General features: G+C 52.8%; 9 protein-coding genes. 8 read left to right on the top strand and 1 reads right to left on the bottom strand.

The annotated features are described in order from the left end of the window. Positions 1 to 39: 39 nt before the first annotated feature. Positions 40 to 2,568, bottom strand: a complete 2,529-nt coding sequence (locus tag JFC11_RS01915) for a penicillin-binding protein 1A (protein WP_198348596.1) — start codon at positions 2,566 to 2,568, stop codon at positions 40 to 42. A 193-nt stretch (positions 2,569 to 2,761) separates the two neighbouring features. On the opposite strand from JFC11_RS01915, the gene pilM reads away from it, so the two are divergent. The 8 genes from pilM to gltB all read left to right on the top strand — a co-directional run bounded on the left by pilM (position 2,762) and on the right by gltB (position 14,297). Further along, the gene (gene pilM, locus JFC11_RS01910; protein ID WP_198348595.1) at positions 2,762 to 3,823 is read left to right on the top strand and encodes a type IV pilus assembly protein PilM; all 1,062 of its coding nucleotides are present in this window, start codon (positions 2,762 to 2,764) and stop codon (positions 3,821 to 3,823) included. Continuing rightward, on the top strand, positions 3,820 to 4,389 hold the full coding sequence (locus JFC11_RS01905) for a PilN domain-containing protein (RefSeq protein WP_198348594.1): 570 nt from the start codon (positions 3,820 to 3,822) through the stop codon (positions 4,387 to 4,389). Before pilM ends, JFC11_RS01905 begins: the two co-directional genes overlap by 4 nt. Then, positions 4,386 to 5,012 carry a type IV pilus inner membrane component PilO gene (locus JFC11_RS01900; RefSeq protein WP_198348593.1) on the top strand — a complete coding sequence of 209 codons (627 nt, stop codon included), beginning with the start codon at positions 4,386 to 4,388 and terminating at the stop codon, positions 5,010 to 5,012. The genes JFC11_RS01905 and JFC11_RS01900 overlap by 4 nt, the downstream gene beginning before the upstream one ends. Next, positions 5,009 to 5,530 carry a pilus assembly protein PilP gene (locus JFC11_RS01895; RefSeq protein ID WP_198348592.1) on the top strand — a complete coding sequence of 174 codons (522 nt, stop codon included), beginning with the start codon at positions 5,009 to 5,011 and terminating at the stop codon, positions 5,528 to 5,530. The genes JFC11_RS01900 and JFC11_RS01895 overlap by 4 nt, the downstream gene beginning before the upstream one ends. Positions 5,531 to 5,564: 34 nt before the next feature. Further along, positions 5,565 to 7,610: a type IV pilus secretin PilQ gene (locus tag JFC11_RS01890; RefSeq protein ID WP_198348591.1), complete on the top strand. Its 2,046-nt coding sequence runs from the start codon at positions 5,565 to 5,567 to the stop codon at positions 7,608 to 7,610. After that, complete coding sequence (aroK, locus tag JFC11_RS01885; protein ID WP_038481630.1) at positions 7,610 to 8,176, top strand: shikimate kinase AroK; 567 nt, start codon at positions 7,610 to 7,612, stop codon at positions 8,174 to 8,176. The genes JFC11_RS01890 and aroK overlap by 1 nt, the downstream gene beginning before the upstream one ends. Beyond that, the gene (gene aroB / locus JFC11_RS01880) at positions 8,173 to 9,279 is read left to right on the top strand and encodes a 3-dehydroquinate synthase (RefSeq protein ID WP_198348590.1); all 1,107 of its coding nucleotides are present in this window, start codon (positions 8,173 to 8,175) and stop codon (positions 9,277 to 9,279) included. Before aroK ends, aroB begins: the two co-directional genes overlap by 4 nt. A 560-nt stretch (positions 9,280 to 9,839) precedes the next feature. Beyond that, positions 9,840 to 14,297 (top strand): glutamate synthase large subunit, encoded by a 4,458-nt coding sequence (gene gltB, locus JFC11_RS01875; protein ID WP_198348589.1) that lies wholly within the window; start codon positions 9,840 to 9,842, stop codon positions 14,295 to 14,297. Positions 14,298 to 14,302 lie beyond the last annotated feature (5 nt).

The raw sequence follows: 14,302 nt of genomic DNA, 5'->3' as shown, positions 1-14,302 counted from the left end.
CCATTAGGTCTCCGGGCTTTTGCTTTGTGCAGGTACGGCTTAGAAAATGGACTCTGCGGTACCAGACCCTTGCGAGCCACTAGCTTCTTCCAGTTCACGACTAATGCGACGTTGCTGGTAGCCGGGAAGATGGTCACGGTGGAAGAGCTCAGAAATACCCCCTGACTGACCATCCGCCAAGCGGTATCCGGTGGTGGGGTCTACCCGTGCGCTAACAACAGTATCCGGGCGTTCGGGGAGTGCTGAGGGGGTGCCTTCTAGTGCATCGCCCATAAAGTCAACCCAGATAGGTAGTGCTGCGTTAGAGCCATATTCAGCGATGGAGTCGTTGCTATCTTTGCCTACCCATACTGTGGTCACTAAGTCGCTGTTAAAGCCTGCAAACCAGGCATCACGCTGGCTATTGGTGGTACCCGTTTTGCCGACGATATCGTCGCGGTTCAGGCTAAGAGCACCACGGCCGGTGCCAGACGTGATGACGTCACGCAGCATGTCGCGCAGAATATAGACTGCAGCTGGGTCAGCTACCCGAGTAGCCACTGGGTACTCTTTGCCGTCGATTTCAACTGTTTCCTGCCCTTCAGCGCAGCTAGGGCAAGCAACCTGAGGCGTTGCCTCATCCACAAGCTCCTCATCATCGTTACGCGTGACGCGTTCGATAAACCATGGTGCGACCTGAAAGCCACCGTTGGCAAGAACGGAATACGCGTTGGTCATTTCCATGGGCGTTAAACTGGCGCTGCCCAAGGCGAGAGATAGCCCGCGTGGTAGGCGGTCGGGAGAGAAGCCAAACCCTTCTAGATAGCGAATAGTATGGTCTAACCCAGTGGTTTGAAGCACACGAATGGTGACCAAGTTACGCGAACGAGCAAGCGCTGGGCGCAAGCGCATCGGGCCTAGGAAGTCACGGCTTGAATTGACTGGGCGCCATAATGAATTACTACCGTCATCTAGTACGACGGGGGAGTCATTGACCACGCTTGCTGCGTTCATGCCGCCGTCTTCTAGGGCTGCAAGATAGATGAACGGTTTAAAGATGGAGCCGGATTGACGCTGAGCCTGGATGGCACGGTTGAACTTACTGGCATTAAAATCAAACCCGCCTTGTAAGGCCAAAATAGCGCCAGTGCGAGGATCTTGGGCAACCAAAGAGCCTTCGGCGTCGGGGCGCTGCGACAAGCGTAGAGATCCGTCTTCGTTTTCAATCACGCGGACTAAGTCGCCGCGAACAGCAATTTGATCCGCGCTACTTGGTTCGGCACCACGACTGCGTGGGCTCAAATAGGGGCGTGCCCAGTTTAGGCCGCTCCAGGCAATTGTTTGCAGTTCGCCACCGCGAGTAAGTACCTGCATTTCACGGCCGCTGCTCTTAACCACAATCGCTGGCTGAAGCAGGCCATAGTTGGGCGTGCGCTCTAATACTTGCAACCAGTTGCTGACGTCACCATCGACACCCTCAACTTGTGTTTGGCTACGCTCAGCTGCTTGGCGAGCGGTTTGACGAATTTCCGGTGATTCTGAAAGTTCCTCTTCAAGCCCTTGAGTAGCGGTTTGCTCTTGAGCTTCTACCAAGCTGGCTGCGATATCTTGCTGTTCTGAACCGCGCCAGCCATGGCGAAGGTCGTAAGCTAGCAGGCCATTTGCTAATGCTTGGTGGGCATAGGGCTGCATTTCGCTATCAATCGTGGTGTAAATTCGGTAGCCACCGGTATACGCCTTATCTCCAAATCGTTCGATAGCATATTGGCGAGCCATTTCTGAAACATAAGCCGCGTCTACTTCGGTTTGGGTGTAGTGCCGACGGGCTGTCACCGGCTCCTGTACAGCCGCTAGATAAGCATCATTATCAATATGTCCTAGCTCGCGCATGCGGAACAGAATCCAGTTGCGGCGAATAAGCGAGCGTTCTGAATTAGCCAGTGGGTTAAAGGCTGAGGGTGCTTTAGGCAGTCCCGCAATCATTGCTGTTTGAGCCAGCGTTAATTCAGCCAATGGCTTGTCATAATAAGTTTCTGATGCGGCTGCGATGCCATAGGCGCGATGGCCGAGAAATATCTTGTTGACGTAGAGCTCGAAGATTTCATCTTTATCAAGAATCTGTTCCATTTGCAGGGCAAGCAGAATCTCGCGAATTTTCCGCGTGAATGTCTGGTCGAGCGTCAACATATAGTTACGCGCAACCTGCATGGTAATGGTCGAGCCGCCAGACTGAATGGAGCCGCCACTCTGGACCAGTTCAACCGCCGCCCTGGCGATACCACGAGGATCAACGCCTGCATGATCAAAGTAACTGGCATCTTCCGCTGCGATCAGCGCGTTGATCATGTCCTCTGGAATATCAGCGAAGTCGACGGGCATACGGCGCTCTTCGCCAAATTCACCAATGAGTTTGCCATCATTGGTGAAGATGCGAAGTGGTGTATGTAGCTCGAAATCTTGCAACTGGCGTACATCAGGCAGGCCAGGTGAAAAATAGATAGCGGCGCCCACCACTGCCAACACGGTGGCGCCAATGAGCGCAACGATTAGCGAAAAAAGTGACAGGATGAGGGTTCGAAAAAACGTCATGAACAGAGTGCACCCGTGAAAAGGAGAATAGACACGGTAACTAAACGACCGTATCACGCAATTGGCTGCCATTATAGGAAGGCGAGGCAGCAGTCACCAGTGTTGATATGCCGTAATGCCATTCGCGTGTGACTTCACTAAAAATCATGTAACCTCAAAATTCGCACGATAGGCAGGCGGAGCCGAACCCAGGATGCGTTTATTCAAGCCCGGTAAAGGGTTGATTGGAGTCGATATTACATCGGCGACCGTCAAGCTGTTAGAGCTCAAACAGTCTAACGATAACTACCAAGTAGACAGCTACGCTGTTCAACCGCTGCGCGAAGGTGCAGTTGTTGAGCGCCGCATCCGCGACATTAATGAAGTGGCGAGTGTGCTTCGGCGTACTGTCGAGCATGCAAAGCCCTTTACTCGTAAAGCAGCAGTGGCCGTCCCAGCGAGCGCTGCCATTACTAAAACGCTTACTTTTCCTGCTTCGTTAAGCGAAGAGGAGATCGAAGAGCGAATAATCGCCGAATCCGACCGCTATATTCCTTTTCCGTTCAGTGAGGTGGCGTTTGATTTTCAGTGCCTAGGTCCTGCTCCTTTCGATGAGAGTCAGCAAGAAGTTGTTTTAGTGGCGTGTCGTCAGCAAGACGTGACTCTGCTTACCGAAACGCTAGAGCGTGCGGGGCTGGAACCTGCCGCTGTCGATGTAGAGACGTTCGCTTTAGAGCGCGTATTGGCCGAGCTACGTAGGCAATCCAGCATGGCAAACGACTCAACTGCTTGTGTGGGGCTATTCGACATCGGGGCCAATATGAGCGCCTTCCATGTCGTGCGGGGTGGGCATATTGTTTATAGCCGTGATACGGCGTTTGGCGGACGCCAGCTAACAGATGCCATCCGCCAGTATTACCACATGAGCATAGAAGAGGCAGGAGTGGCTAAAAAGCGTGGTGGTCTACCTAGCGACTACCAAGAGAAAGTGCTCACGCCTTTTCTAGAAACGGTGGTGCAGCAGGGGAGACGCTCGCTGCAGCTTTATTACACCGCGGGTCGTCAGTATGAGGTGCAACATACTGTACTCGCGGGTGGTTCTAGTGTCATTCCAGGCCTCGCTGAGCGTATTGCTGATGATAGTGGTATGTCGGTGAGTATCGCCAACCCATTGCAACGTTTGCGCATTAACAAACGGCTAAGTGAAGAAGCGTTAAGAAACGATGCCCCAGCGATGCTAACGGCGGGTGGGTTGGCGATGCGAGTTAGCCAATGAGCATTAATATTAATCTTTTACCCTGGCGTGAGGGGTGGCGAGAGAGACGGACGCGGCAATTTTACGGTGTTATGTTGTTTATGTTGCTTCTGGGCGTGGCGTGTGGCGTTGTGGTATTGCACGTATATCAACAGCAGTTAGCTGCCCAGCAGCAGCGCAATGCCCATATCTCTACTCGTATTGAGCAGTTAGACAATGAAATCGCTGATGTACAACGCTATCGGGGCGATATCGGGCGGTTGGAAGAGCAACTGGCGCTGTTCCACACGCTTAATAACGAACGCATGAGTACAGTGAGGCTGTTTAACGATATTGCTGCTAGCGTCGCAGATGGGGTTGTCTATCAGCGTCTGTCACGTAGCGGACAGCGAATCAGTCTTTCAGCGGTTGCCAGTAATGAACGTCAGGTCTCTGAGCAACTACGCCAAATTGCAGCTATACCAGGGTTAGGCGTACCGCTGTTTTCCGAGGTTGCTAGTGGCCAAGATGACAGTCGGCGTGTTTTCCAGTTTGAAGTAAGGCAACTGTCTCCTGAAGAAGCCGTTTCCATGGAGGCGGCACCATGACGCCTATCCGTGAACGCATAAAAAATGATTGGCTGCGTCTGCGCAGCGTTGAATGGCAATCGTTGGATATCAAAGAAGCAGGTGAATGGCCTTGGCTGCTTAAAGCCGTGATAGCGGTACTTGTTTTTTTAGTTGCTCTATTAGCTATCAACGGGTGGCTGGTGGGGGAGGCTCGCGATTCGCTTGCAGCAGAGCAGCGTCAAGAGGAGCGTCTGCTGGTCGAGTATCGACGCAAAGCGTCTGAAGCCGCTTTTCTGCCGGATATTCGCAGTCAGTTGGCTGCTCTTGAAAATCAAATGATGCAGATGCAGGCGATGCTGCCTACCAGTGCAGAAATTCCTTCTTTATTAGATAGCATCAGTGATGCCGCTATCGAAAACCGACTAACCATTGAAACTATCCGTTTGCGACCTACGGTGAGTAACACGCACTATATAGAGCACCCCTTAGATATACAGGTACGCGGTGATTACCATGCATTGGCGCAGTTTGTTTCGGACATTAGCGGTTTGGCGCGAATTATTACCCAGCACGATTTAACACTAGCGCCTGTTGATCAGAGTGGCGACACGCTACGCATGTCGCTGCTTGCACGCACTTACAGCGAAAAGGCTGCACCATGAAGCGTTTGGTAGGCCTGCTGTGTATTGCTGGCTTAGCTGGCTGCAGTGACCCTCAGCTGGGGCAGTTAGATCAAACCCTTGCAGAAATACGCCGTACTGCTGATGGGAAAGCGCCCGAGGTAGTGGAGGAATTGCCAACGTATCAGTCGCTCGATTATCGCTTTAGCGATGCGCGCAGTCCCTTCTTAGCACCGGAGGATGTGCGCGAAAACGTATTGCAAGTGGAGCAGGCAGTGAGCGAGTTTGCCCCCGAACAGCAGCGCGCTCAAGAGCCTTTAGAGCGTTTTCAACTCCAGACGTTGCGCTTAGTGGGTACGCTACGTATGGGGGCGCAGCAAGTTGCATTGATTGAGCCTCCCGAAGGGGAGGTTGTTAGTGTTCGAGAAGGTGATTATTTAGGCACCAACCATGGCCTTATTAACCAGATTGAACCACAAGGAATCACTATTGTTGAACGTGTTTTTAGCCCTCAGCAAGGGTGGCAGCAACGCCAGGTAACGCTCACCCTTGAGGAATAGCTTCTTCACTCGCTATCAGATATGGATATCGCTTATGGCTGCTATATGTTATCGAACGTTGCTGTTATTAATTGCGGTAGTGCCATCGGTCTGCATGGCATCAGTGCTTACTAATGTCGATGTGCGCCAAACTCATAGCGGTGACGTTGAGCTAGTGCTGCAGTTCAGTGGCGGCGTTGCCCAGCTAAGTGGCTATCGATTAGATGCACCTCCTCGTCTAGCGCTGGATTTGGCAGATACACAAAGTGCGCTTGCCCAACGCCGTATCGGCGTCAGTAGTGGTGTTGTTGAACAAGTGACGGTGTTAGAGGGCAGTGGGCGGACGCGTCTCGTGGTTGATTCGAATGAATCCCTTGATTATACCGCTCAAGTAGTCGGTGAGCAGTTAAGAGTCACCTTAGCATCAGGTAGTTCTGTATCTATGCCGGCACCCCAAGCGGCTAACGCTATCCAGACTTCCCCGTTCATCCAGGGGCCGCGTGTTGAAAATATTGATTTCCGGCGTGGAGGTGATGGTGCAGGGCGTGTCGTGGTGACATTTGATCGTGCTGGTGTGGTCGCTAATGTGCATGAAGGTAGTGAGGGCAGCATTATTGCGGAGCTGCGTAATGTGGCGCTGCCTGATGCGCTTAACCAGGTTTACGATGTCACAGATTTTGCGACGCCGGTTACCCGTATTACCCCTCATCTTGGACAGCGTGATGTGCGGCTGGAGCTACAAACGAACGGCCCCATCGCGATGGCTTCATCGCAAAGCGGGCGTACGTTGACGATTGAAGTGCAGCCGGTGAGTCAAGCTACACAACAGCAGCGAGAGCAGCAGGGAATATCTTTTACCGGAGAGCGGTTAAGCCTGAACTTTCAAGATATTGAAGTGCGTGCAGTGCTGGCTACTCTGGCAGAGTTTACTGGCCTAAACCTAGTGGCCAGTGATAGCGTTGCTGGACGCATTACGCTTAACTTGAACGATGTTCCCTGGGATCAAGCGCTAGCGCTGATCTTACAAAGCCAGGGACTGGCAAGTCGGGAGCAGGGGAATGTGATCGTAGTGGCGCCTGCCAGCGAGCTAGCGGCTCTTGAGCGGCAAGAGATAGAAACACGCAACCAACGCCAAACGCTTGCGCCGTTAGTCACTGAGTTTATTGAAATAAAATATGCCCGCGCCGAAGACCTTGCCCAGCTGTTACGTGGTGGCGATGGCTTTGGGCTGTTAACTGACCGAGGGCGAGTCAGTATTGATCAGCGTACTAATATGTTACTGGTACAAGATACTGCAGAGCAGGTGCGCGCTATTATCGGCACTTTAGATCGCTTGGATGTCGCCGTCCGTCAGGTGCAAATTGAGGCAAGAATTGTCATTGCCCGAGATACTGCATCTCGGGAGTTAGGGATTAACTGGGGCGCGTCGAGTACTCGCGGCTTTTTAGAAAACGATGATGGCACGTTTTCTCGGCGTAATATTAACCCTAACAACATTAACCGTGCTCAGGGTGGCCTCGCAGTAGATCTAGGTTCAGTGGCTGCTGCCAACACGGGGTTTAGTTTTGGTTATCTATCAGGGGATGTGCTGCTAGATCTTGAGCTGCGAGCGCTGGAAAGTGAGGGCAAAAGCCAGACGATTTCTCAGCCCCGAGTAATCACAGCTAACCAACGAACAGCTATTATTCGTCAAGGCGAAGAGCGGGCTTTTCAGAGCGTAGATACAGAAGGGAATCCAGATACAGAGTTCAAGGAGGCTGAACTCTCCTTGGAGGTAACGCCACAAATTACTCCGGATAACCGCATCATTATGGATTTGGTGATTAAAAACGATAGCTTCCGGGAAAGTGAGTTTGGTGGTGAGCCGCCGATTGATACCAACCAGATAGAGACTCAAGTGTTGGTCGATAATGGGCAAACGGTAGTGTTAGGCGGTATTTTGACAACAGAGCAGTTGAGCCAAATAGCGAAAACACCGCTGCTAGGAGATATTCCTTGGCTTGGGCGGCTATTCCGCTATACCGAAGAGAGCAATGAAAAGGTAGAGTTATTGGTCTTTATTACTCCACGACTACTTGATGATGGTTTGGCGGTTCGCTGATGCAAGAGTTACCCAATATTTTTTTAATTGGCCCCATGGGGGCTGGCAAGAGCACGATAGGCCGCTTACTCGCGGCTGAGTTGTCGCGCTCGTTCTTTGACAGCGATCACGCCATACAAGACCGCTGTGGTGCGGATATCCCCTGGATTTTTGACGTTGAAGGTGAGCCCGGCTTTCGTCAGCGCGAAAGTCAGATGATTGACGAGCTCACTCAGTTATCTGGTGTGGTAGTGGCTACCGGCGGTGGCGCAGTGCTGCGCGAAGAGAATCGACGTGCTCTGCGTGAGCGAGGCGCCGTGGTTTATTTGCTGACCACCGTTGACCAGCAACTGAAGCGCACTGCCAAAGATCGAAATCGACCGCTATTACAGTGTGATAATCGTGAACAGGTGCTGAACGACATGTTCGCCACACGAGATCCGCTGTATCGAGCGACATCGGATATTACGGTGCGCACGGATCGGCGCAGCCCACGTGCGGTGGTCAACGAAATTCTGCGTCGTGTCCATCGCATGGTGGACCCTTTGGAAATTGCGCGGGCTCAAAGTAAAAAGGTATCACAATGACTGAAATGACAAGTGCCCAGCGTACGCTAACCGTCGCATTGGGTGAGCGTAGCTACCCGATCCATATTGGTGTTGGGCTGCTAAAGCGCGCCAATATGCTGGAGCCGTATCTCGCGGGTCAGCAGGTGATGGTAGTCACCAATGAGACTATCGCACCGCTTTATTTAGAAACGCTTTGCGCCGGTCTGCCTGGTCATTTAGACATTCGCACGGTAGTGCTGCCTGACGGGGAGCAGTATAAAACCATCGAGCAGGTAAGCCGGATTTGGGATGCGCTGTTAGAGGCAGGCTTCAATCGTCGCTGTACGCTGATTGCCTTAGGGGGAGGTGTGATTGGCGATATGGTCGGTTATGCGGCGGCAGCTTATCAACGTGGCGTTGCCTTTATTCAGGTGCCTACTACGTTATTATCCCAGGTAGACTCTTCGGTGGGTGGGAAGACCGGTGTTAACCACCCGCTGGGTAAAAATATGATTGGTGCTTTTTGGCAACCAAAAGCCGTCATCGTGGATATCGACACTTTGACCACTCTGCCTAGCCGGGAGCTTTCCGCAGGCTTGGCAGAAGTGATCAAGTACGGGTTAATCCGTGATGAGCGCTTCCTAAGCTGGTTAGAAGAGCATATGCAGGCACTACGTAGTGTTGAGCCTGCAGTGATTGCTGAAGCGATTGCTCAGAGTTGTCAAATTAAAGCCGACATTGTGGCGGATGACGAAACTGAGCAGGGCGTTCGCGCGTTGCTGAACCTGGGGCACACGTTCGGTCATGCTATTGAAGCTCATCAAGGTTATGGCAACTGGTTGCACGGTGAGGCCGTGGGTGCAGGTATGGCGATGGCAGCAACGCTCTCGCATCAGCTTGGCTGGATAGATAGCAATGCACTCGCGCGTGCTAAGGCGGTTGTTGAAAGCGCTGGACTACCGCTAGCCGCACCTGCCGGAATGTCTGTAGATGACTTTTTAGCCCGCATGAAGCTAGATAAGAAGAATATTGATACTCGTCTACGTTTGGTGCTGCTCAATGCCCTGGGTGACGCCTGCGTAAGTGACGCCACGCCGCCTGATATGCTGCGTGAGCTACTTCATCACTATCCGCGCGACTAAATGCCTAGGCGTATTGGCTATAAACAATCAAAAGCCAGTATGGGGAATCAGTACTGATAAGCGGTACTGATAAACAGTGCTTATAAATAGTACTGATAGACCGTATTGCTAAACAGTTTTACAAACAAAGCTGCACAGAAAACCCACCATCGCGTGGGTTTTTTGTTGTCTGGTCGTTAAGTGATGATCGTTCTGTATGTAATCCGTATGCCTTATGCGCTATCGGCATGGGTTTTTTGAGCCAATTGATACTAAAGTCTAGTTATGTATTCTAATCGTTTAAATATCGTTTAGTTGCTTTGCAAGTGGTTGAAGTTAATATGTTTTTTTATTAAGCGCGAATGCAAATGTAAGATTTGACAAGGTTTTTTAAGGATTGGCTGGTTCTGGGTGATTGCGCTACACGCAGGCAAATCGCTATGCTGAGCGACCTTTTCTTGAAGCGGTGGAAGCGGGAAATGCCCTATTTTTAATGGGCAGTAAGAAGTCAAAAATAAGAAAAACCCGTGACGATAACATGAAAACGCTGCTAAATAAATACGCTGACTAGAGGCACGCCCATGAATAGAGGTCTTCACCAGCCTGGCGAGTTTCGCGATAACTGTGGCTTTGGCCTTATTGCCCATATGGAAGGGCAGGCCAGCCACGACTTGCTGAAAACTGCTATTGAATCACTTACCTGCATGACCCATCGCGGCGGTATTGCGGCAGACGGCAAAACCGGTGACGGTTGCGGCTTACTGCTGAAAATGCCGGTGCAATTCATGCGCGCTGCCGCGAAGCAAGCGCTTGATGCGGAGCTTGGCGAGCGCTTTGCTGTAGGCGTCATCTTTTTGCCAGATGACGATACGCGTGCCGCTCATGCTAAAGAAACCCTTGAGCGCGAACTAAGCAGCCGTGATTTAGATGTATTGGGCTGGCGCGAAGTGCCCACCGACTCTAGTGTATGTGGCCCAATGGCGCTGGACTGTCTGCCGCGCATTGAGCAGCTGTTTGTTCAGCCAGCTAGTAGTGGAAATTCAGGCAGTGATCGCTTCGATGTTGATCTGTTTATGGCGCGCCGTTATGCAGAGCAAGCGCTACGTAGCGATGAAGACTTTTATGTTGCTTCACTCTCATCAGAAGTTGTTTCCTATAAAGGCTTAGTCATGCCGGAAGATTTGCCGGCATTCTACAAAGACCTAAATGATCCAAGTCTGGAAACCGCCATTTGCGTGTTCCACCAGCGTTTCTCTACTAACACTGCACCGCGCTGGCCGCTGGCCCAGCCATTCCGCCTGCTGGCTCATAATGGCGAGATCAATACGATTGAAGCCAACCGCGGCTGGGCGAACTCTCGTAAAGCCAATTTTGTTAACGAGCGCTTGCCTGATATTGCTGAGCTTGACGAAATCGTCAATACCACTGGGTCAGACTCCTCAAGCATGGATAACATGCTGGAAGTGCTGCTGACTGGCGGTATGGAGCTGCATCGTGCGGTGCGCATGATGGTGCCGCCTGCTTGGCAAAACGTTGAGACCATGGACGCCGAGTTACGCGCGTTCTATGAATACAACTCCATGCACATGGAGCCTTGGGATGGCCCGGCCGGTGTGGTAATGACCGACGGTCGCCAAGCTGTTTGTATGCTGGATCGCAACGGCCTTCGCCCCGCGCGCTGGGTGATTACCAAGAATGGCTACATCACGCTAGCGTCTGAAATTGGCACTTATGGTTATCGCCCTGAGGATGTCGTCGCTAAGGGACGCGTTGGCCCAGGCCAGATGCTGGCGGTAGACACTCAGACTGGCGAAGTACTGCACACCCAGGATATCGATAACCGCCTGAAGTCAGCTTATCCCTATAAGCGCTGGCTCAAGCAGGAAGCCCATTACCTAGAGTCAGCGCTGACTGAGCTTGCGCGTTTCCAGACAATGGACACTGACGCGCTTAATGTTCAGCAGAAAATGTTTCAGGTGAGCTTTGAAGAGCGTGATCAGGTGCTGCGCCCGTTGGCAGAAAGTGGCCAGGAGGCGGTTGGCTCGATGGGTGATGATACCCCCATGGCGGTGTTGTCTAGCCGTCCGCGTCTGCTAACTGATTTCTTCCGTCAAAAGTTTGCCCAGGTGACCAATCCGCCGATTGACCCCTTGCGTGAAGCGATTGTTATGTCGTTGGAGACTTGCTGTGGTGCGGAGCTGAACGTCTTTAAGGCAACGCCTGAGCATGCTCACCGCTTGATTTTGACAACGCCGGTGCTGTCACCACGTAAATTTACTGCGCTGGTCAGCCAGGATGATCCTGCTTTTGCTAGCCACACGCTGTCACTCGGGTACGACCCGGAGCACACCAGTTTGCAGCGGGCAGTCACCTTACTTTGCCAAGAAGCTGAAGCGCAGGTAAAAGCGGGCAAAGTGATTCTGGTGTTGACCGATGCTGACCTTCCCAAAGGACAGTTGCCCATCCAGGCGGCTTTAGCAGTGGGAGCCGTTCACTCTCATCTTGGTCGTTTGGCGCTGCGGCCGAACGCCAACATTGTGGTGGAAACCGGCTATGCAAGGGATGCCCACCAAATGGCAGTGCTGTTTGGCGTGGGCGCAACGGCTGTGTACCCGTGGCTTGCTTACCAAGTGATGGCGGATATGCATCGCACCGGTGAGCTAACAGGCAACCCTGCTGATGCTCGTGAGAATTACCGCAAAGGTCTGCAGAAAGGGTTGTTCAAAATTCTTTCGAAGATGGGTATTTCAACGTTAGCTTCCTACCGCGGCTCTATGCTGTTCGAAGCGGTGGGGCTATCCGATGAGATCATGGATACCTGCTTTGTCGGCATGGCATCACGCATTCAGGGCGCTGGCTTTGCTGAGCTGCAAATGCAGCAAGAGCTGCTGGCGAAGGATGCCTGGATTGCCCGCAAAGGCATCTCCCAAGGCGGTATGCTGAAGTATGTTCATGGCTACGAATATCACGCCTACAACCCCGATGTCGTGAAGTCGCTCCAGGCGGCGGTGCAAGAAGGCAGCTACGCAAAGTGGAAAAAGTTTGCTCAGTTGGTCAACGAGCGTCCGGTTGCCACTATTCGTGACTTGCTTAAGCTCAAACCTGCTGCAACGCCCATTCCGTTAGAGGATGTTGAGCCGATTGAGGCACTGATTCCGCGCTTTGATAGCGCCGGTATGTCGCTAGGTGCGCTTTCTCCGGAAGCCCATGAGGCGTTGGCCCAAGCAATGAATGAGTCGGGCGGGCGCTCCAACTCCGGCGAGGGTGGGGAAGACCCTGCTCGCTACGGCACCATCCGTAGTTCGAAAATCAAGCAGATTGCTTCTGGCCGCTTTGGCGTTACCCCGGCCTATTTGGTCAATGCGGAAGTACTGCAGATCAAAGTTGCCCAGGGTGCCAAACCCGGTGAAGGTGGTCAGCTGCCGGGCGGCAAAGTGAACCAGTTGATTGCCCGGTTGCGCTACGCGGTGCCTGGTGTGACGCTGATTTCACCGCCGCCACACCACGATATCTACTCGATTGAAGACTTGGCGCAGCTGATTTTCGACCTTAAGCAAGTCAATCCAGATGCCCAGGTTTCCGTAAAATTGGTCTCTGAGCCAGGTATTGGCACTATTGCCACTGGTGTGGCGAAGGCCTATGCGGATCTGATCACTGTTTCTGGTTACGACGGTGGTACCGCGGCAAGCCCATTGACCTCTATCAAGCACGCGGGCTCCCCTTGGGAGCTTGGGTTACCCGAAGTGCACCAAGCGCTGCGTATTAACGGCCTGCGCGACAAGATTCGCCTGCAGACCGATGGTGGTCTCAAAACGGGTCTGGATGTCGTTAAGGCGGCGATTCTGGGGGCTGAAAGCTTTGGCTTTGGTACGGCGCCGATGGTGGCGCTGGGCTGTAAGTACCTGCGTATTTGCCACCTGAATAACTGCGCCACCGGCGTAGCGACGCAAGATGATTTCCTGCGTGGCGAGCACTTCCGCGGCACTGTCGATATGGTGAAAAACTACTTCCGCTTTATTGCTGAAGAAGTGCGTGAACTGATGGCGATGCTAGGGGTGTGCCAGTTGACGGACCTGATTGGCCGCACCGATCTGCTTGAAGTGTTGGAAGGCAATACGGCCGCTCAGCGTAAATTGGATCTAACCCCGCTGCTTTCGAATGATTTTGTGCCTGCAGATGCACCGCAGTTCTGTAAGGTGAGTCGTAATGTGCCCCACGATCCAGGCGCTAAGAACCAGGAAGTGCTGGCAGCACTAAAAGAGGCCATTGAAAGTCAGTCTGGCGGAGAGTTTGATTTCACCATCACTAACTGTGACCGCAGCGTAGGTGCATTGAGTTCTGGCGCGATTGCCAAACGCTACGGTGAAGATGGCTTGGAATCAGCCCCGGTCACTGCGCGCTTTACCGGGGTAGCTGGCCAAAGCTTCGGAGTGTGGAACGCCCGTGGCTTAAACCTCTATCTCGAAGGCGATGCCAACGACTACGTGGGCAAAGGCATGAACGGTGGCAACATTGTGATTGTGCCGCCCAAGGTTAGCCAGTTTGAAAGTCACAAAACCGCCATTATCGGTAACACCTGTCTGTATGGTGCGACGGGCGGCACGCTGTTTGCCGCAGGTACTGCGGGTGAGCGTTTTGCCGTGCGTAACTCTGGGGCTACTGCTGTTATTGAAGGCGCAGGTGACCACTGTTGTGAATACATGACCGGGGGATTGGTCTGCGTATTGGGTGAAACGGGCGTTAACTTTGGCGCGGGCATGACCGGAGGTTTTGCTTACGTCCTGGATGAAGACCGTACCTTTGTGGACAAGTACAACCACGAGCTGGTCGAAATCCACCGGGTCAATACCGAAGCGATGGAAGCGTATCGCCGTCATTTGCGTGAAATGATCGAAGCCTACGTTGCGGCGACAGGCTCCGCTCGGGGCGCGGCGATTCTGGAAGACTTCGGCGACTACGCGCGCCACTTCTGGCTAGTGAAGCCAAAAGCGGCGAGCTTGGGTAGTTTGCTGAATCAATCTCGGCGTCAGCCGGAATAACCCGC

Source organism: Vreelandella alkaliphila, from assembly GCF_016107625.1.
Classification (GTDB): domain Bacteria; phylum Pseudomonadota; class Gammaproteobacteria; order Pseudomonadales; family Halomonadaceae; genus Vreelandella; species Vreelandella alkaliphila.
Note: the sequence above shows the minus strand (reverse complement) of the source record. Positions and strands in the feature narration are given on the sequence as shown.